The sequence below is a fragment of the Pseudoduganella sp. UC29_106 genome (assembly GCF_044055365.1).
Classification (GTDB): Bacteria; Pseudomonadota; Gammaproteobacteria; order Burkholderiales; family Burkholderiaceae_D; genus Rugamonas.
This window is the reverse complement of record NZ_CP171977.1, coordinates 4,098,926-4,121,500: the sequence shown is the minus strand read 5'-3', so window position 1 is coordinate 4,121,500 and position 22,575 is coordinate 4,098,926. Positions and strand designations below refer to the sequence as shown.

At 65.0% G+C, this 22,575-nt stretch carries 21 protein-coding genes and 4 pseudogenes; 14 read left to right on the top strand and 11 right to left on the bottom strand.

Going from position 1 to position 22,575, the window contains the following annotated elements; genetic code table 11:
- Position 1: 1 nt before the first annotated feature.
- Entirely contained in the window at positions 2-355 is a 354-nt protein-coding gene (locus ACHMW6_RS20675; RefSeq protein ID WP_395399472.1) for a hypothetical protein, read from the top strand.
- On the opposite strand, the gene ACHMW6_RS20670 is transcribed toward ACHMW6_RS20675, so the two are convergent.
- Positions 352-1,005 (bottom strand): response regulator, encoded by a 654-nt coding sequence (locus tag ACHMW6_RS20670; protein ID WP_395399470.1) that lies wholly within the window; start codon positions 1,003-1,005, stop codon positions 352-354. The genes ACHMW6_RS20675 and ACHMW6_RS20670 overlap by 4 nt on opposite strands.
- Before the next feature lie 2 nt (positions 1,006-1,007).
- Positions 1,008-1,832: a sensor histidine kinase gene (locus ACHMW6_RS20665; RefSeq protein ID WP_395399468.1), complete on the bottom strand. Its 825-nt coding sequence runs from the start codon at positions 1,830-1,832 to the stop codon at positions 1,008-1,010.
- A 141-nt stretch (positions 1,833-1,973) separates the two neighbouring features.
- Here ACHMW6_RS20665 and ACHMW6_RS20660 point away from each other — a divergent pair.
- Positions 1,974-3,443: pseudogene (locus ACHMW6_RS20660) on the top strand (catalase).
- Between the two features lie 49 nt (positions 3,444-3,492).
- Here ACHMW6_RS20660 and ACHMW6_RS20655 read toward each other — a convergent pair.
- Positions 3,493-4,856: pseudogene (locus tag ACHMW6_RS20655) on the bottom strand (amino acid permease).
- Between the two features lie 103 nt (positions 4,857-4,959).
- Between ACHMW6_RS20655 and ACHMW6_RS20650 the strand changes: the two are divergent.
- A complete protein-coding gene (locus tag ACHMW6_RS20650; protein ID WP_395399466.1) occupies positions 4,960-6,096 on the top strand; it encodes an alpha/beta hydrolase family esterase in 1,137 nt (378 codons plus the stop codon).
- Here ACHMW6_RS20650 and ACHMW6_RS20645 read toward each other — a convergent pair whose 3' ends face one another.
- The 3 genes and pseudogenes from ACHMW6_RS20645 to ACHMW6_RS20635 form a co-directional block, all read right to left on the bottom strand.
- Positions 6,097-6,549 (bottom strand): DUF535 family protein, encoded by a 453-nt coding sequence (locus ACHMW6_RS20645; RefSeq protein ID WP_395399464.1) that lies wholly within the window; start codon positions 6,547-6,549, stop codon positions 6,097-6,099.
- 37 nt (positions 6,550-6,586) lie between these two features.
- A pseudogene (locus ACHMW6_RS20640) lies at positions 6,587-6,955 on the bottom strand (DUF535 family protein); the annotation flags it as partial.
- A gap of 316 nt (positions 6,956-7,271) precedes the next feature.
- On the bottom strand, positions 7,272-8,207 hold the full coding sequence (locus ACHMW6_RS20635) for a LysR family transcriptional regulator (protein ID WP_395399462.1): 936 nt from the start codon (positions 8,205-8,207) through the stop codon (positions 7,272-7,274).
- Positions 8,208-8,304: 97 nt separating this feature from the next.
- On the opposite strand from ACHMW6_RS20635, the gene ACHMW6_RS20630 reads away from it, so the two are divergent.
- The gene (locus ACHMW6_RS20630; RefSeq protein WP_395399460.1) at positions 8,305-9,471 is read left to right on the top strand and encodes a mandelate racemase/muconate lactonizing enzyme family protein; all 1,167 of its coding nucleotides are present in this window, start codon (positions 8,305-8,307) and stop codon (positions 9,469-9,471) included.
- On the opposite strand, the gene ACHMW6_RS20625 is transcribed toward ACHMW6_RS20630, so the two are convergent.
- The 4 genes from ACHMW6_RS20625 to ACHMW6_RS20610 are packed head-to-tail and all read right to left on the bottom strand — an operon-like array spanning position 9,472 to position 13,324.
- On the bottom strand, positions 9,472-10,365 hold the full coding sequence (locus ACHMW6_RS20625; protein ID WP_395399458.1) for a thioredoxin fold domain-containing protein: 894 nt from the start codon (positions 10,363-10,365) through the stop codon (positions 9,472-9,474). It lies immediately after the preceding gene.
- On the bottom strand, positions 10,344-11,450 hold the full coding sequence (locus ACHMW6_RS20620) for a protein-disulfide reductase DsbD domain-containing protein (RefSeq protein ID WP_395399456.1): 1,107 nt from the start codon (positions 11,448-11,450) through the stop codon (positions 10,344-10,346). Before ACHMW6_RS20620 ends, ACHMW6_RS20625 begins: the two co-directional genes overlap by 22 nt.
- A 9-nt stretch (positions 11,451-11,459) precedes the next feature.
- The gene (locus tag ACHMW6_RS20615) at positions 11,460-12,830 is read right to left on the bottom strand and encodes a DUF3570 domain-containing protein (RefSeq protein ID WP_395399454.1); all 1,371 of its coding nucleotides are present in this window, start codon (positions 12,828-12,830) and stop codon (positions 11,460-11,462) included.
- A complete protein-coding gene (locus tag ACHMW6_RS20610; protein ID WP_395399452.1) occupies positions 12,827-13,324 on the bottom strand; it encodes a TlpA family protein disulfide reductase in 498 nt (165 codons plus the stop codon). Before ACHMW6_RS20610 ends, ACHMW6_RS20615 begins: the two co-directional genes overlap by 4 nt.
- A gap of 232 nt (positions 13,325-13,556) precedes the next feature.
- On the opposite strand from ACHMW6_RS20610, the gene ACHMW6_RS20605 reads away from it, so the two are divergent.
- The 5 genes from ACHMW6_RS20605 to ACHMW6_RS20585 all read left to right on the top strand — a co-directional run bounded on the left by ACHMW6_RS20605 (position 13,557) and on the right by ACHMW6_RS20585 (position 17,265).
- Positions 13,557-14,132, top strand: a complete 576-nt coding sequence (locus tag ACHMW6_RS20605) for an RNA polymerase sigma factor (RefSeq protein ID WP_395399451.1) — start codon at positions 13,557-13,559, stop codon at positions 14,130-14,132.
- Entirely contained in the window at positions 14,129-14,785 is a 657-nt protein-coding gene (locus ACHMW6_RS20600) for a zf-HC2 domain-containing protein (RefSeq protein ID WP_395399449.1), read from the top strand. The genes ACHMW6_RS20605 and ACHMW6_RS20600 overlap by 4 nt, the downstream gene beginning before the upstream one ends.
- Positions 14,785-16,056, top strand: a complete 1,272-nt coding sequence (locus tag ACHMW6_RS20595; RefSeq protein ID WP_395408673.1) for a S8 family peptidase — start codon at positions 14,785-14,787, stop codon at positions 16,054-16,056. Before ACHMW6_RS20600 ends, ACHMW6_RS20595 begins: the two co-directional genes overlap by 1 nt.
- A complete protein-coding gene (locus tag ACHMW6_RS20590) occupies positions 16,008-16,718 on the top strand; it encodes a TorF family putative porin (protein WP_395399447.1) in 711 nt (236 codons plus the stop codon). Before ACHMW6_RS20595 ends, ACHMW6_RS20590 begins: the two co-directional genes overlap by 49 nt.
- A 94-nt stretch (positions 16,719-16,812) precedes the next feature.
- The gene (locus tag ACHMW6_RS20585) at positions 16,813-17,265 is read left to right on the top strand and encodes a cache domain-containing protein (RefSeq protein ID WP_395399445.1); all 453 of its coding nucleotides are present in this window, start codon (positions 16,813-16,815) and stop codon (positions 17,263-17,265) included.
- A 1-nt stretch (position 17,266) separates the two neighbouring features.
- Here ACHMW6_RS20585 and ACHMW6_RS20580 read toward each other — a convergent pair whose 3' ends face one another.
- Positions 17,267-18,013 carry a carbonic anhydrase gene (locus ACHMW6_RS20580; protein WP_395399443.1) on the bottom strand — a complete coding sequence of 249 codons (747 nt, stop codon included), beginning with the start codon at positions 18,011-18,013 and terminating at the stop codon, positions 17,267-17,269.
- A 91-nt stretch (positions 18,014-18,104) separates the two neighbouring features.
- On the opposite strand from ACHMW6_RS20580, the gene ACHMW6_RS20575 reads away from it, so the two are divergent.
- The 5 genes and pseudogenes from ACHMW6_RS20575 to ACHMW6_RS20555 form a co-directional block, all read left to right on the top strand.
- On the top strand, positions 18,105-19,190 hold the full coding sequence (locus ACHMW6_RS20575; RefSeq protein ID WP_395399441.1) for a TonB-dependent receptor plug domain-containing protein: 1,086 nt from the start codon (positions 18,105-18,107) through the stop codon (positions 19,188-19,190).
- Complete coding sequence (locus ACHMW6_RS20570; RefSeq protein WP_395408672.1) at positions 19,096-20,670, top strand: TonB-dependent receptor; 1,575 nt, start codon at positions 19,096-19,098, stop codon at positions 20,668-20,670. Before ACHMW6_RS20575 ends, ACHMW6_RS20570 begins: the two co-directional genes overlap by 95 nt.
- A 93-nt stretch (positions 20,671-20,763) precedes the next feature.
- The gene (locus ACHMW6_RS20565) at positions 20,764-21,219 is read left to right on the top strand and encodes a hypothetical protein (protein ID WP_395399439.1); all 456 of its coding nucleotides are present in this window, start codon (positions 20,764-20,766) and stop codon (positions 21,217-21,219) included.
- The gene (locus tag ACHMW6_RS20560; RefSeq protein WP_395399437.1) at positions 21,201-21,857 is read left to right on the top strand and encodes a tetratricopeptide repeat protein; all 657 of its coding nucleotides are present in this window, start codon (positions 21,201-21,203) and stop codon (positions 21,855-21,857) included. Before ACHMW6_RS20565 ends, ACHMW6_RS20560 begins: the two co-directional genes overlap by 19 nt.
- Positions 21,854-22,540, top strand: a pseudogene (locus tag ACHMW6_RS20555) (PAS domain-containing protein); the annotation flags it as partial. The gene ACHMW6_RS20560 and the pseudogene ACHMW6_RS20555, both read left to right, overlap by 4 nt.
- Positions 22,541-22,575 lie beyond the last annotated feature (35 nt).

Genomic DNA, 22,575 nt, shown 5'->3' with positions numbered 1-22,575 from the left:
CATGCAGCGCCTGTATCCGATCTTTCCCTCCGGCTGGCCGGGCGCAGGCCTGGCCCTGCTGCGGGGAACGGTATCGGTGCATCTGTGCGCGCTCGCTGCGGCGCACGACCACGCGGCACTGGCGTCGCTGGCCCTGCTGCTGCTCGCCGGTCTCCTGCTGCTGGGGCTTGTGACGCCGCTCGCCAGCGCCGCCGCAATGCTGGCGGAACTGGCGGTAACGTCACTGGGCGGGGCGTGGACGCTGTCGGGCGCGCTGCTGCTGGCCGATCCCGTGCTGCTCCTGCTGCTCGGTCCCGGCGCCTATTCCTGCGATGCTCGCCTGTACGGGCGCCGCCTGCTCACGCTGCCCGACTAAAGGGTGATGATGCCGCGCCGCAGTGCGATGGTCACGGCGTGGGTGCGGTCATTGGCCATCAGCTTGGACAGGATGCTCTTCATATGAGCTTTCACGGTCTCTTCCGAAATTTCCATCTTCAGCGCGATGCGCTTGTTCGAGTTGCCGCCGGCGGCGTGCTTCAGCACTTCCGTTTCGCGGCCGCTGAGGAGGTCCTGGCCCATGTACTGCGCCAGCTCCATCACGATATCGGGCGGAATGCGGCGCAGGCCGGCGTGCACGTCGCGGATCGTGTCCAGCAAATCCTTGCGCAGGGTGCTTTTCAGCAGGAAGCCCGTGGCGCCCGCCTGCACGGCGCGCAGGATCTGGGCGTCGCCCTTGAAGGTGGTGAGCATCACGAAGCGCGCATCCGGCGCATGGCGGCGGATTTCCTGCATCGCCGTCACGCCGCACATTTCCGGCATGGCGATGTCCATCACCGTCACATCCGGCCTGACCTCCAGGAAGCGCTGCACGGCTTCGCGGCCGTTGCTGGCTTCCCCTGAAATTTCCATGTCCGCCTGACTGGCGATTGCTTCCGCCAGTCCGGCACGCAGCAAGGGGTGGTCGTCTACCACCATTACGCGGATAGGTCTTACTTCCGCCATCGCTTCCATCATCATCCCTCGCATTATCAGAAGTGCCTGAACAAAATCCGGTCCAGCCACTGATTGGTTCCTGCGGTGGCGCCCTGGCCATATGCGAGCGGGCCGTCCAGCGTGAGCACGATTTCCGTGCCCCTGCCCATGCCGCTCCAGATGTCGAGCTGGCCACCGATGCAGGCCGCGCGTTCGCGCATGCCCGTCAGCCCCCAGTGGCCGCGCCGGCCGCCAATACCGAGAGTTTGTTCATCGATTCCGCGCCCATTATCGCGCACATGCAAGCGAAATGCACCGCGTCCGTAACTGAGCATCACTTCCACCAGCGTAGCGTCGCCATGGCGGAAGGCGTTGGACAGGGCTTCGCGCGCGATGCAGTAGATGTCGTCGCTGACCAGCGGGTGCAGGTGCACAGGCGCCCCTTCGACGGTGAATTTGTACTTCATGCCGTTTTCGGCCGCCATGGCCTGCACGGCCGCGCGCAGGGTGGAGGCCAGGTCGCTGCCGAATTCCATGCCGGCGCGCAGGTCCATCACCTGGTCGCGCCCGGCCACGACCATCTGGTCGGCTTCATCGAGGATGCCTTCGATCGCCACGCGCACCGGGTCTTTCGGCGGCAGGGGATTGATCACGGTCTGCAGGCGCAGCGTCAGGCTCTGCAGGCCCTGCAGCAGGGTGTCGTGCAGGGCGCGTGCAATGCGTTCGCGCTCCATCTGGCGGGCCCGGATCTGGGCATGGCTGCGCGCGCGCGAGCGCAGGGCGCGCCATAGCAGGATGCCCAGCGCCAGGGCGATAGTGGCCAGCGCCAGGATGACCGCGAGCCAGGCTGGCGTTGGAATTGAAATTGCTTCTTGGGGCATGTCGGACCAACGTTGATTACAGGTAGTTATTTTCCTTGGAAACAAGTTTCTTCGCTTCCCTCGTTTGAGGGAGGCAATATCGGCCACTGCTGTCTAAAATGAAATTCCCCCCTCTGTGCAGTATCCCATTAACTACTGCGAATGCAAGCCATGACGACACCAATCACAACCGCCTCCGGCATTCCCGTTGCCGACAACCAGAACTCCATCAGCGCCGGCCCGCGCGGCCCGCTGCTGCTGCAGGATTTCCACCTGATCGAGAAACTCCAGCACTTCAACCGTGAGCGCATCCCCGAGCGGGTGGTGCACGCCAAGGGCTCCGGCGCCTATGGCACGTTTACGGTGACGCACGACATCAGAAAGTACACGAAGGCAAAACTGTTTTCCGAAATCGGCAAGACCACCGAAACCTTCCTGCGCTTTTCCACGGTCGGCGGCGAAAGGGCAGCGCCGATACCGAGCGCGATCCGCGCGGCTTCGCGCTGCGCTTTTACACCGAAGAGGGCAACTGGGACATGGTCGGCAATAACACGCCGATGTTCTTCATCAAGGACGGCATCAAGTTCCCGGACTTCATCCATACCCAGAAACGCTGCCCGCAATCCAACCTGAAGTCGCCCACGATGATGTTCGATTTCTGGAGCAAGGCGCCGGAAAGCCTGCACCAGGTGACCATGCTGTTCTCCGACCGCGGCACGCCGGACGGCTACCGCCATATGGACGGTTTCAGCAGCCATACCTTCAGCCTGGTCAACGAAGCCGGCGAGCGCGTTTTCGTGAAATGGCACTTCAAGACCCAGCAGGGCATCAGGAACCTGGCGGCGGCCGACGCTGTGCGCCTGGCGGGCGAGGATCCCGACTATGCGCAGCGCGACCTATTCGAAGCGATCGCGCGCGGCGACTGCCCCAAATGGGACGTGAAGCTGCAAGTCGCCACGCCGGCCGAACTGGATGCGTGGAGCAAGCGCACCGGCTGGAATCCCTTCGACCTGACCAAGATCTGGCCCCCATGCCGATTTCCCGCTGATTCCAGTCGGCGTTCTGGAACTGAATCGCAATCCTGTCAATTATCACGCGGAAGTCGAGCAGGCCGCGCTTTCGCCGGCAAACGTGGTGCCGGGCATGGGCTTCTCGCCGGACAAGATGCTGCAGGCGCGCCTGTTTGCCTATCACGACGCGCAGCTTTACCGCGTTGGCACCAACCACCAGCAGCTGCCGGTGAATGCGCCGCGCTGCCCGGTACATCACCAGCAGCGCGACGGCTTCATGGCCGTTGCCAATGGCGGGGCTGAGGATAATTATGCGACGGTGGAGTCGCAGGGCGTCGGGTCGGGCGACCTGGGGCTGGGCGAGCCGGCCCTGGCGCTGGAGGGTGCTGCGGCGCGCTACGATGAACGCGGCCAGGATGACTGGTGGACGCAGCCGGGGAATCTGTTCCGGCTGATGCCGCAGCAGGAGAAGGATAATCTGTGCGCGAACCTGGCCGGGCCTTTGAGCCAGGTGCCGCAGGAGATCCTGCAGCGGCAGCTGGCCTTGTTTGACAAGGCTGATCCGGCCTACGGCGCCGGCGTGCGCGCGGCGCTCAAGCTGCGCGGCGCCAACGTCGATTAAAACCCAAGGCGTGACCCTGGTGGCTGCCACGTCGTGGCAGCCACCTGCTTTAAGCCGTAGGTTTTATGGACCCGCCAACGGCCCCGTTATTGCGCTTGCTGCGATACCCGATCCACAGCGCAATCAGCCACACCGGAATCAGATAAACCGAAATTCGCAATTCCGGCGTCAGAAACATCACCACCAGGATCCCAGCCAGGAAAACCAGGCACAGGTAGTTGGTGATCGGGTAGCCCAGGCTCTGGAAGGCGGTCACCTTGCCTTCGGCCTTCTTCTGCGCGCGGAAGCGCAGGTGGATCCAGCTGATCATGCCCCAGTTGATGATCAGGGACGACACCACAAGCCCCATCAGCACTTCGAACGCCTTGCCCGGGATGATGTAGTTAACGACCACGCAAATGCCGGTGGCGAAGGCGGACACGCCCAGCGCCGCCAGCGGCACGCCGCGCTTGTTCACGGTCAGCAGGAACTTCGGCGCATTGCCCTGCCGGGCGAGGCCGAACAGCATGCGGCTATTGCTGTACACGCCGCTGTTATAGACCGACAGCGCCGCCGTCAGCACGACGATATTCAGCACCGTGGCGATCACATTGCTGTTCAGCGCATGGAAGATCAGCACGAAGGGGCTGCCGCCGGTGACGACCTTTTCCCACGGATAGAGCGACAGCAGCACACCCAGTGCGCCGATGTAGAAGATCAGGATGCGGTAAATGGCCTGGTTGGTGGCCTTCGGAATGGTCACGGAAGGATTGTCCGCTTCCGCCGCCGTGATGCCGATCAGTTCCAGCCCGCCGAAGGAGAACATGATCACGGCCATCGCCATCACCAGTCCGTTCACGCCGTTGGGGAAGAAGCCGCCGTGCTGCCACAGGTTGGCGACAGTCGCTTCGGGACCGGCAGCGCCGGAAATCAGCAGCCAGGCGCCGAAGCCGATCATGCCGACGATGGCAATCACCTTGATGATGGCGAACCAGAATTCCATTTCGCCGAAGGCCTTCACGTTGGCCAGGCTGATGGAATTGATGATCAGGAAGAAGGCGAGGGCGGAGACCCAGGTCGGAATCGACGGCCACCAGTACTGTACATAAATACCGACCGCGGACAGTTCGGCCATGCTGACCAGCACATACAGCACCCAGTAATTCCAGCCGGACATGAAGCCGGCCAGGTGGCCGCAGTATTGTCCGCGAAATGGCTGAAGGAGCCGGCGACCGGCTCGTCCACTACCATCTCGCCCAGCTGGCGCATGATCAGGAAGGCGATGACGCCCGCGACTGCATAGCCTAAGAGTACGGAAGGGCCGGCCATCTTGATCGTCTGGGCGATACCCAGGAAGAGGCCCGTGCCAATAGCCCCGCCCAGCGCGATAAGCTGGATATGGCGGCTCTTGAGTCCCCGTTTCAGTTCACTCATGTCTCTTTCCGCTAGTTATAAAAATGCCTGATTCTACGTCAGTGCGCGGAGCGCAGGCCATAGCATGGTATATTGCACCGCAACATAGCATGCTGGAGGTGATATGGCCAAGCTTGCGCCAGGCGTGCGCTTGCTGCGCAGTCTGACCCGCGCCGGCAAGGCGCAGCAGAAGATGGTGACGAATATGCTGGCCGCCGCGGTGCCCAAGCCGGCCAAGCCGGCGCGCAAGTCCGCAGCGAAAAGCAGCCCCGCGCCGGTGCTGAAGATCCGCGAGCATAACCGGCCCGACCTGCCGCCGCCCGTGCCCGGCAAGTGGCTGATGGCGCAGTATCCGCTGCCGATCCAACCGGGGCACGCCGCCGGCCAGCAAATGAGCTACTGGCTGTACCTGCCGGACCAGGTGCCGGACACAGTGAAGCGGGATGGCTGGCCGCTGCTCGTCATGCTGCACGGCTGCTACCAGACGGCCACCCAATTTGCCCAAGGCACGCGCATGAACCGGCTGGCCGAGGACAATGGCTACGCGGTGCTGTATCCGCAGCAGCTGGTCAGCGCGCAGGCGCAGCGCTGCTGGCGCTGGTATGTGCAGTCGAACCAGCAGGGCGGCGGCGAAACCGCCGTGCTGGCGGGACTGATCGAAAAAATGTGTGAACAGCATGCCATCGACCGCCGCCGCATCTATGTCTGCGGCATATCGGCCGGCGCCGGCATGGCGGCGGTGCTGGCGCTGAACCATCCGGAGCTGATTGCCGCCGTCGGCCTGCATTCCGGGCCCGTGTTCGGCGCGGGACATACGCCGGTGGGCGCACTGCATGTAATGCGCCATGGCGCCGGGACACAGGCCGATGAGGCGATCCGCAGCCTGCTGCGGCGGCGGGCAATATCGGCGCCGCAGCCGATGCCGCCGATGCCCGCGCTCCTCATCCAGGGCGACGACGACCAGGTCGTCCATCCCGTCAACCAGCAGCAGCTGGCGCGCCAGTGGCTGAAGCTGAACGGCATTCCCCTCAGCGCGGTGGCCAGGGTCACGTCCAGGCCTGCGGGGCGGGGTGGCAGCCGCAATGCGCACGAAATCCGGGATTATCTGGTCGGCCGCAAGGTATTGCTGCGCGTGGCCCGCATTGCCGGCCTGGGCCATGCCTGGAGCGGCGGCGATCCGGCCCTGAAATTCAATGCGAAAGCGGGGCCGGACGCGAGCCGCATGATGCTGGAGTTTTTCGGCAAGCACCGGCGCGCGTAGTCACAGGTGGGCGCCGGTAAGGTAGGGCTTTAGCGTCTGTTGAACATCGTTGCTGACGGCGTCACGGAAAGCGCGCTTGCGCCTTGTCCGGGCGCGGTGTTTGGCCGGGATCAGCGCCAGCTCTTTTCTCTGTAGCGGCACCCGGATCAGATGCGCATTCACTTTTTGATCAAGCGCGCCATACTCGTCGAAAAAGCTGTCGTACGAAAAGTAGGTACGTCCCGAGTTGCATATCTGCTGGTCGTCGCGAATGCCTACCATGGTGGCAATCCCCAGCGAGGTCGCAATGCCTTGCACGACTGCCATCAGGACATCGGCTGGGTGGACATCGTTGCACTCCGCCGTAATGCCCCGCAGTGTCGCCTGGTTGGTCAAGCCTTGCACGCAAGTGATGAAGATGACGTTCTGCTCGCCGAGGCCAAAGGTCGCCCCGCTGCTCAGAATGAAGACCATGCGGTAGACCTCGCGATCCCCCCAGCCTCATGGTGGCGCACAAATCGCCTTCGGTGTGGAAGGGGGCGGGAAAGTCGAGATCGATCGAGAGGGGGAAATCCGGCTGCGACGACTTCCACAGGCTTAATCTGTCGCCATATACCTCATCGGAAAATGCGTCGTTGAAAAACTTTTGCACCAGAGAATAATGCGAAGTGACCAGCGCGAGGCGGCAACGGGTTGCCAGATTCAGCGCAGCATATTTAACCAGGTATTTATAGGCTATTTTCGGATGGCGTCTTACAAGAGGTCGTGTACGCGGGTGGGACATTACCCGCATTAATTTAATATGCTTGTGGAAATGAAAAACAATCAGGCTGACGCTGAGAAAATTGCCGAGATTATGAACGACATCCCTGAACAGCATAAGTTGGGTCGCCATGGTAGGTTTTCCAGTTCGAAAGTCGCGTCTGGCCGAAAGCAACAAGAATTAGCTCATGGTTAATTCTACGTTAAAAATGGCGGCTTTTTAGCTGTCGGTAGCTGTCAGATGTTGCCTGAAAAACTGCAGATATTAACCGTTTGCAATCGGTATGTGCCCAGAATAAACTAAAAGTAAATGCAAGTGATTGATTTATTGGGAGTTACTATTAATTTGATAGAAAAGCAATTTTGATAGCCGACTAAGTAATGTAACGATAGTGTTACGCCCTGCAATGTGGTGCGCGTTGTTTTTTTGAAAATTACTTTTTATTTGTGAAGCTGTGCTTGCGCGGGCGATCTTTTGGCATTTGGAAATGTTCCACGAGAAAATCGATAAATGCGCGCGCGCGGATAGTCTGGTTGCGCCGGCTGGGGTAATAGACGTATAAGTCAGCCGACGGCAGGGCGAACTCCGGCAGCACGACTTTCAGCCGGCCGCTGTCCAGGTAACGGGCAAGGTCCCACTCCGAGCGGATCAGGATGCCGTGGCCGTCCAGCGCCCAACCGAGCACGATGTCGCCATCATTACTCGACAGCATGCTGTGCACCTTGATGACTTCGGACTGGTCCTGGTGCATGAAGCGCCAGATGCCGTAGGCGTCATCGTTCTGGCGGTGGATGATGCAGCGGTGCCGGGCCAGGTCGGCCAGGCTGGACGGGGTCCCGTTGCGCTCAAGGTAGGCCGGCGACGCGCACAGGAAGCGCCGGTTCGACATGATGCGGCGGGCATTCAGGCGCTTGTCCGGCAAGGCGCCAAAGCGGATCGCCAGGTCGAAGCCGCTCTCCACGAGATCGATTGGCCGGTCCGTCACTTCCATCTGCACCTCGACTTCGGGGTAGCGCGCCGCAAACGCGGACACCAGCGGGGCGATCGTGGTGCGGCCGAAACCCAGGGTCGCATTCACGCGCAGCAGGCCGCGCGGGGTGCTGCGCGCTTGCGATACCGCGTCTTCCATTTCCTTTATTTCGGCCAGGATGCGCGTTGCGTGCTGCAGATAGGTTTCGCCTTCGCTGGTCAGGCTGATGCTGCGTGTGGTCCGGTTGAGCAGGCGCACGCCCAGGCGGCTTTCCAGGGCGGCCAGGCGCTTGGTGGCCGCCGGCGGCGTCAGGTCGATGGCGCGCGCGGCGGCGGCAAGGCTGCCGTGGCGGGCTACCAGCACGAAGAACTGCATGTCCGAAGTCGGTTCGGTTTTCACTTATTTTCACTTGAGAATTGAATTTAAGTGAATTATAGGCCGCTGGGAGCGGATTAATCTACGGCTTTCCCAACACCTGCCCGCCCTGGAGACTCCCTTGAAGATCGTAGAAATCCGCGAAAAAACCGTTCCCATCAGCTCGCCAATCCGCAACGCCTATATCGACTTCAGCAAGATGACGCTGAGCCTGGTCGCCGTGGTCACCGACGTGATCCGCGACGGCAAGCCCGTGGTCGGCTATGGTTTCAACTCGAACGGCCGCTACGGCCAGGGCACCCTGATGCGCGAGCGCTTCATCCCGCGCATCCTGGAAGCCGACCCGGCCTCGCTGGTCAACGACGCGGGCGCCAACCTGGATCCGCACAAGATCTGGAACTGCATGTTCACCAACGAAAAGCCGGGCGGCCACGGCGAGCGCTCGGTCGCCATCGGCACCATCGACATGGCCATCTGGGATGCGGTCGCCAAGATCGAGGGCAAGCCGCTGTTCCAGCTGCTGGCCGACCGCTACGGCAACGGCAAGCCGGACCGCAAGATTTTCGTCTACGCGGCCGGCGGCTATTACTACCCGGGCCAGGACCACGAAAAGCTGAAGGATGAAATGCGCAGCTATATCGACCGTGGCTACACGGTGGTCAAGAAGAAGATCGGCGGCGCTTCGCTGGACGAGGACCTGCGCCGCATCGACAGCATCCTGTCCGTGCTTCAGGATGGCCAAAAGCTGGCGGTGGACGCCAACGGCCGCTTCGACCTCGATACCGCGATCAAGTACGCGAAAGCGCTGTCGCAGTACGACCTGTTCTGGTACGAGGAACCAGGCGATCCGCTCGACTTCGAGCTGCAGGCCACGCTGCGCAACTACTACAAGAATCCGATGGCGACGGGCGAAGACCTGTTCTCGATGCAGGATGCGCGTAACCTGATTCGCTACGGCGGCATGCGCGCCGACCGCGACTGGCTGCAGTTCGACTGCGCGCTGTCCTATGGCCTGGTCGAATACCTGCGCACGCTGGACATGCTGCGCGAACACGGCTGGTCGCCGAGCCGCTGCATCCCGCACGGCGGACACCAGATGTCGCTGAACATCGCCGCCGGCCTGGGCCTGGGCGGCAACGAATCCTACCCGGACCTGTTCCAGCCCTACGGCGGCTTCCCGGACGGCGTGAAGGTCGACAACGGCTACATCACCATGCCCGATTTGCCGGGCATCGGCTTCGAAGGCAAGGCGGATCTGTACGCGGAGATGCAGAAGCTGTCCGCGTGATCAGCCGGCGGCGCGCTGGAGCTGGCGCAGGAAGCGCTCGGGCGGCATGTAGCCGATCACGCGGGCCTGGGGGACTTCCTTGCCGCTGGCGTCGAAGAGGATGATGCCGGGCGGTCCGAAGAGCTGGAAGCGCTTCATCAGGGCTTTGTCGTCGGCGTTGTTGGCGGTGACGTCGACCTGCAGCAAGTGCATGCCCTGCATGGCGCTGCGCACGGGCTGGGAGGGGAAGGTCATGCGCTCCATTTCCTTGCACGAGACGCACCAGTCGGCGTAGAAGTCGAGCATGACTGGTTTGTCGGTGGACGCCAGCGCGGCATCCAGTTCCGCCAAAGTGCGGATGCGGGTGAAGCGGGGGCCGCCGTGCGCGGTGGACGTTGCGTCCGTGCTGGTCGCGGCTGTGCCGGAAGGGGCGCCGCCGCGCAGGTGGGCGAGTGGCTGCAGCACATCCTGTCCGGAGCTGGCGGCGCCGATCAGTTCGAACAGGCCGGCCAGCAGGAACAGCACGCCGAGCGCCTTGCTGGCGTAACCGCCCAAGCCCGCGCCTTGTGCAACCGCCTCGCCGACGCGCAGGAAGGCCGCGCACAGGATGGCGAAGGCGCCCCACAGGGCCATGTTGGCGGTGACGGGCAGCACGGGCGAGATCATCCAGATAGCGGTGGCAATCAGCAGCAGGCCGAAGATCTTCTTCACATTGTTCATCCAGCCGCCGGCGCGCGGCAGCAGGCTGCCGGCCGAGAGGCCTGTCAGCAGCAGGGGAACGCTCATGCCGCAGGCCATCGCAAACAGCGCGCCGCCTCCGGTGACGGCGTTGCCGGTCTGGCTGATGTAGAGCAGGGCGCCGGCCAGCGGACCCGCCACGCACGGCCCGACGATCAGCGCCGACAGGGCGCCCATCGCGAATACGCCGCGAGCTTGCCGCCGGACTGTTTGCCGCTCGATTCGGTCAGTTTCGTCTGCAGGGCGCTTGGGAGCTGGAGCTGGTAGACATCGAACATGCTCAGGGCCAGCGCGAAAAGCAGGGCGCCGAAGGTGAGCAGGACCCACGGTTTTTGCAGCGCGCCTGCCAGGCCTTCGCCCGCCAGTCCGGCCGCCACGCCGAGCGCCGTGTAGACCAGGGCCATGCCCAGGCTGTAGGCGGCGGCCAGCATCAGGCCCCGTTGCCGCGTGACTTCCTTCTCGCCGACGATGATCGAGGAGAGGATGGGCACCATCGGCAGGACGCAGGGCGTGAACGAGAGCAGCAGGCCGAATAGCAGGAAGGCGCCGCCGATTTTCAGGACGCTGCCTGACTGGAGCGTCTTTTGGGCGAGCGAGGTGTCGTCTTCGGGCGCTGCGGGTGCGCCGGCGTTGGGCTGGCCGGCAGAAGGTAGCGTTTCCGCGGCGTTGGCGGGGGCGGACGTCGCGTCGGGACGCGGCTCTGAAGCGCTGTTGCCCGGGGGCGTGGCGGCCGCGCTGGTCGGGGCGGGCACGCCGGCGTATGGACTGGCCGTGTCCGGCGCGGCGGACGCCAGGCTGGGCGCCGCGGCGAAAGGCGCATCGGCGGCGGGCGGCAGGGCGGCGAGGGCGCCGGGGCGCGCCGGATCGATGCGGAATACGGTGGTGACGGGCGGGTAGCAGAGGCCAGCGTCGGCACAGCCCTGATAGCCGACGGTAAGGGTGAAAGGCCCGTCGCCGCGCACCGGTACGCTCAGGTCGAGCGAGCGGTAATAAGTCTCCATCCCCTTGCCGAAATTCTCGTCGAACTTGCGCACGCCCGCCGGCAGGGAAGGCTGCTGCACGCCGGAACCGCTGAAGGACAGCCGCTCGCGGTACAGGTGATACCCCGGCGGCATCACCCAGTGCAGCGATACCGAACGCGCAGCGCGCAATTCGGCCTTGAGTACAAAGGCCTGCTCCGGCGGCAGGAAATCCTCCGCCAGGGCAGGGCTAAAGCCAGGCACGAGCAGGCTCGCGCAAAGCCAGGAGAGAAGGTGCCGCATCGTGTGCTCCTACCAAAGGCGCGTCACGCCCAGTTGCACGCTGACGGCGCGCAACGGTTCCAGTCCGGGGCTGCCGCTGCCGAACATGCGCCAGGAACCGCGTTGCTCGTAGCGTTCCAGCTTCAGGTCCACGCTCCAGTCGCGGTCGATCTGCTTCGCCAGCTTGAAGCCGACCGTCACCGCGCCGAATGCGGACAGGCGCTGGTCCGGCGAGCTGAATACCTCGCTGCCGATCACATAGCCGCGCGGGAAGGGTGGTCCGAACACCGGGTCATAGACCGGATCGAAATAGAAGTCCGCCTTGCCCTGCGAGTACAGGCGCACGGATGGCGTGAGCGTCCAGCCGCCCGCCAGCGACTGCACCCACTCCGCGCCCAGCGTGTGCGCCTGGATGCCGAAGCTGTCGCGGTAGAAGCGGTAGCTCAGGCGGCTGGTGGCGTCCTGCGCCATGAAGCGATGGTTCCATTGCAGCAGCGCCGTGCTCTGGTCGCGGCTGCGCGGACGGTTGTCCAGCAATTTATACGGGTCGGAATAATAGCCATGGCCGCTGCTGTGGGTCAGCGTCAGCGCCGCGATATCGACCGGCGTGAGCACGCGCGTCACACCCGCCAGGAAGCTGACCGTCTGCCGGCTCTCGTTGACGACCAGGCGGTTGACCGGATCGATCGCATCGTCGGTGCCGCTGATGCCGAAGGCCCAGGTGGTGTTCTTGTCGTCGCTGCTGTAGGTACCCTGCAGCGACAGGGCGCGCGAACGGTAATCGTGCTCTTTCGAGTAGGCGCCGCCCACGCTGACCGTGCCATGCGGCAGATAGCGCGTCACCATCACGTCGCCCGCCTTGCGCAAGTCGTCCATCCGGGAGGCGCCGGAAATGGCGGTGTGGTAGCGCGGCGTGGCGCCGGACACATCGTCCACCGTCGCGCTGCCCGCAATCGTCCATTCGCCGGCCACGGGCGCCAGCACGGAGACGGAAGGGGAGCGTACCGAGATGCGGTCCAGGCCCGGCTGGTCTTCCTTGTAATACAGTGCTTTCACGCTGACCGAGCCGCGCTCCGGCGGGGTTTCGGCATGCACGGCGCCCATCCCGGGCAGCAGCATGGCTGCCGCCAGCAGGGCCTGGGGGGAATTATTCTTAGGCTTGTCCATTCTCTTCCCTGTCAATTGCAGCCGCAGCCCGCCGCCGCCGATGGCCGCGCCTCCCGACGAGGCTTCCTTGCTGGCGTAGATGTGTTCATTGAATCGCGTTTCGAGCGCTTCGCCCTGGATCAGCATGTCCGTCCGGGCCATCTCGCCCTTTTCCCAGGACTGGACCGGCGCCAGGGCGCAGCCAGAGAGGCCCGCCACGGCGGCGCAAGCACTAAGCAGGATGCGCGCCTTCATTTGACCGTCCCCAGTGCCGCCTTGATGCGGCTCTCCAGCGCTTCGCGGTCCGCCGGACGGAAGCCGCTGTGTTCGAACAGAACCTTGCCGTCCGGCCCAATCAGTACGCTGCTCGGCATGCCCTTGATGCCATAGCTGCGCGGCGCGACGCCGCTCGGGTCGAAAGCGATGGTGAAACGGGCCGGCGTGGTGGCGAGGAAGCTCTGCGCCTCTTCGGCCCTGGCATCCACATTGATGCCGACAATTTGCAGGCCCTGCTTGCCGTAGCGGGCCTGCATTTCATTCATCCAGGGAAAGGACTGGCGGCAGGGGCCGCACCAGGACGCCCAGAAGTCCACGTACACCAGCTTGCCCTGATATTGTTCGAGTTTGATCGTGCCTTCGGGGCCGTTCAGGGCGAAGGCGGGTGCCGGCTTGCCCGGTTCCAGGGCGGATGCCTGCTGGGCCACAAGCGCCGCCAGCGCGGCAAGGAAGACGGTTGTAATGCGTTTCATCGGTTCTCCAGGCGAAAAAATGTGCCCTGCGTCTGCTGCATGCAGGCCGCAGGGCCGCTGAGGGCGATTTGCACACGCACAGTTGATTAATTTATCAATGTTGTACCGGTCAATACCCGCCCGCCGGAAAATGGTTCAAAATCTGTAGAGAATATTTCCAGGAATTTTTTGCCTGGGTGATTGAACCTTTTCTCCCAAGCCGTGTATTCACGGCAAACAAGGAGACGGGTGGATGCGGAATGGCTGGAGGACGGCAGTGGCGGATGAGCTGGATGAGGGAGAACTGGTACGCCTGGTCGGGGCAGGGGACCGCCTGGCCTTCCAGAGCCTGTACCGCGCCTATTTCCCCCGGCTGGCCCGCTTCCTCGACCGCATGACCCGCAACGTGCCCCTGCTGGAAGAAGTCATCAACGACACCATGCTGGTGGTCTGGCAGAAGGCGGCAAGCTATGACGGCAGCAGCAAAGTCTCCACCTGGATCTTCGGCATCGCCTACCGCCAGGCTCTGAAAGCCCTGCGGGGTCACGACGAGCCGGTGGAAGCGCCGGAGGAGCCGCCCGGCGAGGAATGGAATGAGCCGGAACACGCAATGGCCGCGCGCGAGCTGCAGCGCGGGGTGAGCAAGGCGCTCGATGCGCTGCCCATGGAACAGCGCGTGGTGGTCAGCCTGACCTACTACCACGGCATGGCCTACCAGGAGATCGCCGAAACCATGGGCTGCCCGGTCAATACCGTGAAGACGCGTATGTTCCATGCGCGCCAGCGCCTGAGGGACATGCTGTCCGATCATATGGAAGAGACGAAATGAATACGCAAAAACCATCGGCCGACCCCGGCCACCAGGCCATGCAGGACATGCTGCCCTGGTACGCGGCGGGCTCGCTGCAGGAAAGCGAAGCGGCGCGCGTGCAGGAACATTTGCGCAGCTGCGCCGCCTGCCGGCGGGACCTGGCCTGGCAGCGCAAGCTGCTCGAAACCGAGCCGCCGCTGCCCGCCGGCCTCGACCCGGAAGGCGCGCTGGCGCGCCTGATGCCGCGCCTGGATACAGCGCCGTCCCTACCGGCCAGCCCCGCCACGCCGCTGGCTCGCCTGCCAGGGATTCTACTCACCTGGCTGCGTGCACACGCCGGCTGGCAGGGCTGGGCGCTGGCCGGCCAGTTTGCCGTGATCTGCGTGCTGGCCGTGCTGGCGCTGCCGCGCAACGACGCTCCCGCCTATCAAGCCCTGGGCCGCGGCCAGGCCGCCACGCCGGACGTGCTGGTGGTCTTCAAGCCGGAAGCGCGCATGCAGGATGTGCAGCATCTCCTGCAGGCCCAGGGCGCCCGCATCGTGGGCGGCCCCACGGTGACCGGCGCTTACATGCTGGATGTGGACGAGGCGCGCCACGCGCAATTGCTGGCCGCGCTGCGCGGCGCCCCGTCCGTGGAGCTGGCTGAATCGCTGGCGGGGAGCCAGCCGTGATGATCCGATTTGCGCTGGCCCTGTGCCTGCTGGCCGGGACGGCGTTCGCCCAGACGTCGCCGGGGGCCCCCACCGCGCAACCTTCCGCGGTCGCCCCGGCGCCGAAAGATAACGCGGCCGAGGGCGCCGAAATCCTCGTTATGCTGCACTTGCCGCCGCCGCACTTCCGCGCCGATGGCTATGGCGGCGCCAGTTACCGCGACGATGCCGGCCGCGTCGCGCGCCAGCGCATTGCAGCCGCCGTGGCGCGCGAGTACAAGCTGGAGCTGGTGGAAGACTGGGCCATGCCCGTCGTGAACGTGGACTGCTTCCGCATGCGCGTCCCCGCCGGCAAGACGGCGGAAGCGGTGCTGACCGCACTGGGCCAGGATAGGCGCGTGGCCTGGGCCCAGGCCATCCAGGAATTCGACGCGCAGGCGGGCCCCGATCCCCTGTACCGCGTGCAGCCGGCCGCCGCCCCGTGGCAGCTGGCCGAACTGCGCAAGACCACGACCGGGCGCAAGGTGCTGGTGGCCGTGGTGGACAGCGGCATCGAAAGCAAACACCCGGATCTGGAAGGCCAGGTCGCCGTGGAAGAAAACTTCGTCGACGGCCAGTCCTATACGCCGGAGATGCACGGCACGGCGGTGGCGGGCGTGATCGCCGGGCGCGCCGGCAATGGCGTGGGCATCGAAGGCATCGCACCGGACGCACGGCTGATGGCGCTGCGCGCCTGCTGGCAGGCGTCCAGCGCAACCCGCTGCAACAGCTTCACCCTGGCCAAGGCGCTCAACTTCGCCTTGCTGCACGATGCCCAGGTAATCAATATGAGCCTATCCGGCCCGCAGGACCGTCTGCTGCAGCAGCTGGTGGATGTGGCCCGTGCGCGCGGCGTGCGCGTGGTCGGCGCAGTCGACCCGGCCAAGGCCGACGGCGGCTTCCCCGCCAACTGGCCGGGCGTATTTGCCGTGGCGGCGGACGGCACGCCGCAATCGGCGCTGCACCCGCTGCTGGCGCCGGGGCGCGATATTCCGACCACCATGCCCGGCGGGCGCTGGGGCATGGTGTCCGGCTCCTCGTATGCCGCCGCCCATGTTTCCGGCATGCTGGCCCTGCTGGGGGAGCTGAAACCGCAGATGGCGCCGGCCCAGCTGAAGGAAAGCATCGTTCTCAATGAAGGCAACGCACCGTTGACGGGAATTGATCTTTGCGCCACCATCATGCGCATTATAGGAAAATGTTCATGCGCATGCCAGTCAAGCTCCGTCAATCGTTACGTGCGCTCCCCCTGATCTGCCTTTTCTCGCCTGCCGCCCATGCCCAGTTGAGCGGCAGCGCAGGCATCCTCTCCAATTATATGTATCGCGGCGTCAGTCTCAGCGCCGACAAGCCCGCAGCGCGCCTGGCCCTGAACTATGACGCGGCCAGCGGCTGGTATGCGGGCGGCCAGGTGGTCAGCGGCCAGCTGGGCGTGGAGTCCCACCGCTACGCGCAATGGCTTGGCTATGCGGGCTATGCGCAGCGGCTGTCCTCCGGCCTGTCGTGGGAAGTGGGCGGTACGGCCTATGCCTATTCCGGCACACCGTCCTGGAATTTCCGCGAGCTGTATGTGGGCCTGGCAGGCGAAAAGCTCAGCGTGCGCCTGCATTACGCGCCGGACTACCTGGGCTTCGGCGAGCGCACCCTGTATGCGGAAGCGAATGGCGGCACGCCGCTGATGCAGCGTCTGAACTTCTTCTGGCACGCCGGTTATCTCTATTCGCGCGACAATGCGCTGACCAGTCGTCCGGAGGCGCGGGTGGGCCTGGCGGCATCGAGCAATGGCTGGCAGGCGCAGCTCTCGCTGGACATGGTGCGCCTGCGCAGCGTGAGCAGCGGCTACTACGGTGAGGCCAGCGAGAGCAGGAGCAAGGTGCGGCACGAAGTCGTGCTGGCGCTGGCGCGCAGCTTCTGATTGTCGGGAAGTCCTGACGCGAGAATCAGGATGGCCTGATGGCCGCTGCGGCAGGGGATCACTATCCTGAAACGCGGGATAGGGAGAACCGCCAATGAAAAAAAGGATCATCACCGCAGCCATGCTGCTCACGCTGACCGCCGCCGCGGCGGCCGATGAATACGCCACGCCGCGCGAAGCGGAAAAACTCGTAGGAAAAGCCGTCGCCGCGATCCGCAAGGAGGGGGCGCCCAAGGTGTACGCGGGCATTACCGCCAAGGATGCGGCCTGGGTGCGTGGCGACCTGTATCCAGTCGTCTACGACATGCAGGGGAAAGTGCTGGCGCACGGACAGACCGCGAAAATGGTGGGCAAGGACTTGATCGAGCTGCGCGACGCGGACGGCAAATACTTCATCCGCGAGCGCATCGAGCAGGCCAGGGCGAAACCGAATTTCTGGCAGGACTACAGCTTTGTCGACCCCGTGAGCAAATCCATCCTGCCCAAGCGCATGTACTGCGAGCGCCTGGACGAGACGGTGGTGTGCGCCGGGGTCTACAAGCGCTGACTTACTCGCTTTCCAGCACGGTGCGGCCATTCAGCGGCTGCACCGGACGGGCATTGTGCCTGTACAGCTGCGTGAAGCGCTTCAGCTGGGCGTCGGACAGTTCCACCGGCTGCTTCAGCACGAACCAGTTCACTTCCTCGCTGCAGGGCGGGGTGGTGAGCGAGCCCGGGAAGTTGTAATAGCCATGGGCTTGCGGCAGCAGCGAGGCGATGTCGATGCTCGCGCCTTCCGGTTCCTGCTGCCGGCCCTTTTCCTTCGGCAGCGCATTCCACACCGTGCCGATCAGGGGATTCTCGGCGCCCTTGCGGAACAGCACGGCCACCACGGCCAGCCTGCCTTCCGCGTTCCTGTGCACCAGGTGGGCAACCAGCGGGTAATTGCGGCCCTTGATGCGTTCCTCGCTCGGAGTATGGAAATGGAATTGCAGCAGCTCGTAGCGCACGCCGTCGATGGCGACGCCGCTGCCCGGTGCGTAATTGACCTGGATGGTGTGGCCGTTGTCGATGATCTTCAACGGCGAAGGCTGGTAGGCGAATGCCAGCGCCGGCAGGTTTTCCTTCTTCGTTTTGACGATATCGATCGGCGATTGCTGGTGGCCCAGCTTGCAGGCGCTGAAATCGGATTGCAGCTTGCTCCAGTTGGCCGGGCCGTGCGCGCCTTCATAGCTCCAGTGGGCGGGGGCGTCGGCGGCAAAGGCGCTGGCGGACAGGAAGAGGGCGCCGGAGGCGATCAGATGGGTGAATTTCATAGAGCTCCTTATCGTTGACCTGAGTGCCGATTGTGCCCGAAGATTGTTGGATAAAGATTGCCTGAACAAATGAAAATTATCGGGGTAGTGCATGGCTGACAGGGAAAACTGCGCGGTGGTGTGGCTGGCGCTGTCGGGGTGTCTCGCAGGCGCGGCGCGCGCTCAGGAAGTGCCGCCGGAAATGCCGACGGTTGTGGTAACGGGCCAACGCGCGAGCCTGGAAACCGCGAGCAGGATCCGCCGCAACGCCGATGCCATCGTGGATGCGGTTGTAGCCGACGATATAGATAAGTTGCCTGACTTCACCGTCAACGATGCGCTGCAGCGCGTGCCGGGCGTGCAGATCGGGCGCGACCGCGGCGAGGGCACGGCCGTCGCCATCCGCGGCCTGACGCAGATGGAAACCACGATCAATGGCCGCGAAGTGTTCACCGCTGGCACCGGCCGCACGGTGGACTTCGCCGACCTGCCGGCCGATATGGTGGCTGCGATCTCTGTCTACAAAACCGCCACGGCGGACCAGCTGGAAGGCGGCGTCGGCGGCCTGGTCGATTTGCGCACGCGCCGGCCCTTCGATTTTGACGGACGGGTGCTGGCGGCCACCGCGCGCACCGTGTATGGCAACCTGGTCGGTGGCAGCGCGCCCCAGTTCAGCGTGCTGGGCAGCCAGCGCTGGCAACTGGGCGGCGGCGAATTCGGCGCGCTGCTCAGCCTGTCGAGCCAGCGCCGCGCCTGGCGCGAAGACCAGAAAAGCACGGCCGAACCGCGGCTGCGCAACGATCTGCTGCCGGGCCAGACGGTGCTGGCGCCCAATGGCGACACCGAGACGTCCAGCTTCGGCCGGCGGCGGCGCGAGGCCGCCAGCCTGGTCCTGCAGTGGCGCCCGCAGCCGGATTTGGAGCTTTACGCCGAAGGCAACTACGCGCAATTCGAAGACCCTGCAGGACAGCTACCAGATCAACGTGGCCGCCTCGCCGGCCTTCGTCGCCGGCAGCCCGGCGGTCTTCGACGGCAGCAATTTCCTGCAGCGCATCAGCTGGAGCAACGCGCCCGTATCGCTGCTGAGCTTTGCGCGCGATACGGTGGACCGCAATCGCCAGCTGGCCGTCGGCGGCAGCTGGCGCAGCGGCGCCCTGACGCTGAAGGCCGACCTCAGCCGGACCACCAGCTTCAATAACCTGTTCTTTTCCGGTCCCATCGTGGCGGCCACGGCCTCGCAGTTCAGCGAGGAATTCAGCACTGGCGGCATTCCTTCCACTTCGGCCCAGCTCGACCGCAGCAATCCGGCCAGCTACCGCTACACCGGCATGGCCTACCGCCTGCGTCCGTTCGAAGGCGCATTGAATGCGGCGCGCTTCGATGCCGAATGGTCGCGCCCCGGCAGTTTCCTGCAGTCGATCACGGCCGGCCTGCGCGAGGCGCGGCGCGCGGCGGACAATGGCAATGGGACAGTGTTCGCCGACGCGTCCGCCACGGTGACCACCCTGCCGGGCACGCTGGCGCCCAATCCAGCAGGCACCTTGTTCCCCGGCGAAGGCGCGACGCACCTGGACGGCCTGCTGTTCGGCAGCCTGGCGCTGGCACGCGATCCGCTGGCGCTGCGCCGCCAGCTCGGCATCACGGCCGCCGTCCCGGCCGGCGCCAATCCGCTTACGTTGTGGTCGCTGAGCGAGCGCAGCACGGCGGCCTGGCTGAAGGGCAGCTTCCGCGCCGCCAGCCTGCCGCTGGACGGCAATGTGGGTGTGCGCGCCGTGCACAACCGGGAAGAGGCGAACGGCTTCCGCTCTGTCACGGGCGGCACGGGGCCGATTGCCACCGCCGGCAGCGACACCGACTGGCTGCCCAGCGCCAACCTGCGCTACCGGCCCGATGCCGACACGGCCTGGCGCGCGGCCGTGTCGCGCACGATCACCCGGCCCAACTTCGACCAGCTGTCGCCTTCGTTGACGCTGATCCCCAACAGCATCAACCCGGCTGCCAACACGGGCAGTGCCGGCAATCCCGCGCTGGGGCCGGTGCGCTCGGACAACCTGGACCTGGCTTGGGAACGCTATCTGCCCGGCCAGGGCATGCTGGTGGCCACGCTGTTCTGGAAGCATGTGGACGGCTTCGTCACCAGTGTCAGTGCGCCCGAGATTATCGATGGCGTGCGCTACCAGATCACCCGTCCGCAAAATGCCAACCCGGCGCGCATCAAGGGCGCCGAACTGGCTTACCAGCAATTCTTCGACCGCCTGCCAGGCGCCTGGCGCGGCCTGGGCGTGCAGCTCAACTTCACCTGGGTGGACAGCCGCACCCCCAGCACCATCCTGGGTGGCGAAGTGCCGCTGCAGAACCTTTCGCGCCAGAGCGCTAACGCCGTGCTGATGTATGACTACGGTCCCTGGTCGGCGCGGGCGGCCTATAACTGGCGTGCGCGCTTCCTGAGCAGCGTCAGCAATTTCGTCGGCATCGGCGCGGTGCCGGTGTATACCAAAGCTTATGGCTGGCTGGATGCCTCGCTGCGCTATAAAGTGAATGAGCAGTGGACGCTGGCGCTCGAGGCCAACAACCTGCTGGGCACGGTGCGCCAGGCCTGGTACGGTGTGCCCGAGCGCCACCAGAGCAGCTGGATGAATGACCGCCAGCTTGTGTTCAGCGCAACAATGCGTTACTAGTGGAAATAGAAAATAGGGATTTCCTTATAGGCAGGCTCAGAAGAGTCTGTCATCCTGACCCTTGTGAAGGGACAACAGGGCGTGGCGGCAAGCATGGGCATGACAAGGGGACTGCTATTGTGCTGGGCGCTGGCTTGCCCGGCCGGCGCCATGCCGCTGGCCGAGTGGCGCAGCGAAGCCCAGCGCGTGCGCATGCTGGCGGAAAACGACACGGCGCAGGCAGCAGCAGCGGCGGCCGGCCTGTTCGCCATGTTCCCGGCCGATGCCGGCGCGGCGGACCGGGTGCGCCTGCTGAATGTGCGCGCCCGCATTGCCCTGTACCAGGCGGAGACGCCGCTGGCCGGCAAGCTGGCGGACGAGGCGCTGGCCGAGGCCGAGCGCATCGGCGACCGCGTGGGCCAGGCCGAGGCGGATCTGGTGATCTCGCTGAATACCGTCAATGAAGGCCGCTTCGAACGCCTGATCAGCGTGACCAACCATGCGGTCAAGGTGCTGGAAGGGGTGGACCGGCCGACCTGCTGGCCGAAGCGATGCTGCGCCTGGCCATGACCTATACCCGTTTCGGCAAGTTGGAGGAATCGGTCGACGCCTGCCAGCGCGCGCTGGAGCTGGCGCGCCGCAGCCGCAATGCGCTGGCCCTGGCCTACGGCCACCAGTGCATGGCCAGTTCCTATAACGCCAGCGACAATTTTGTCGAATCGCTGCAGCACTACCGTGCGATGCAGGTCCAGGCGCGGGCCGCCGGCTCGCGTCTGCTGGAGGCGCTGGCCCTGAGCGGGCAGGGCGGGGTGGTGTCCTCGCAGGGCGACGTGGCGCGCGGCGACGCGATGATACGCCAGGCCAGCGGCCTGTACCGCGCCATCGGCCTGCCGTTCTACCTGTCGGCCAGCCTGTATGCGGAAGCCAGCCAGGCGCGCATGCAGGGCGACCTGCCGCGCGCAGTGCGGCTGCTGGACGAAACGGTGGCAACCTACCAGCGCCTGCCCAACAAGACCGGCCAGTGGTGGGCGCTGACGGCGCGCGCCGGCGACTACCTGTCGCTGAAGAAGCTGGCGGCGGCGGAGGAAGACCTGAAGCAGGCCCTGGCCATCGCGCGCGATCTGAACCTGCCGCTCTACCTGAGCGAAACGGAACGCCAGCTGGGCAAGGTGGACGCGGCGCGCGGCGAGTTCCGGGCAAGCCTATGAGCATTTCGCTGGCGGCGGCCGAGATGGTAGCCCAGGCCAACCGCAAGAAGATTTCCACGCGCGTGCTGGAACTGGCCGAGCGCTACCAGCAGGAGGCGCGCCAGCGGGAAATCGCGGAACTGACGCGCCGTTATGACGGGCAGCAGGCCGAGCTGCGTGAGCGCACCTTGCAGCAGCGCTGGCTGTGGACGGTGCTGGGCGGCATTGCCCTGGTGCTGACCGTGCTGGCCTTCTTCATGCTGCGCCTGCGCCGCTCGCACCGCATGCTGGCGGCCGCCAACAGCGGCTTGCGCCTGTCGCAGGAAGCCCTGCAGCGCCAGTCCGGCATTCTGCAGTCGGTGCTGGACAGCATGAGCGATGGCGTGGCGGTGACCGACCAGGCCGGCCGGCTGACCCTGGTCAACCCGGCGGCCGAGCGCATCGTCGGCATCACGCGCGATGAAGACGGCGCGCACTGGCCGGACGACCGCCGCTTCTATCGGCCCGACCGCATCACGCCCTATTTCCGCGAAGAGCTGCCGCTGCAGCGCGCCGTACGCGGCGCCATGGGCGAGGGCGGGGCCAGCGCGGAAATCTTCATGGCGGGCGAGGCGCTGCCGGAGCAGGGGCGCTGGCTGCGCATGACGGCGCGGCCCCTGTCCGGGCTGCAGACGGGCGCGGTGGCGGTGATCTCGGATATCAGCGAGCGCAAGCGGGCCGAGGATGAGATCCGCGCCCT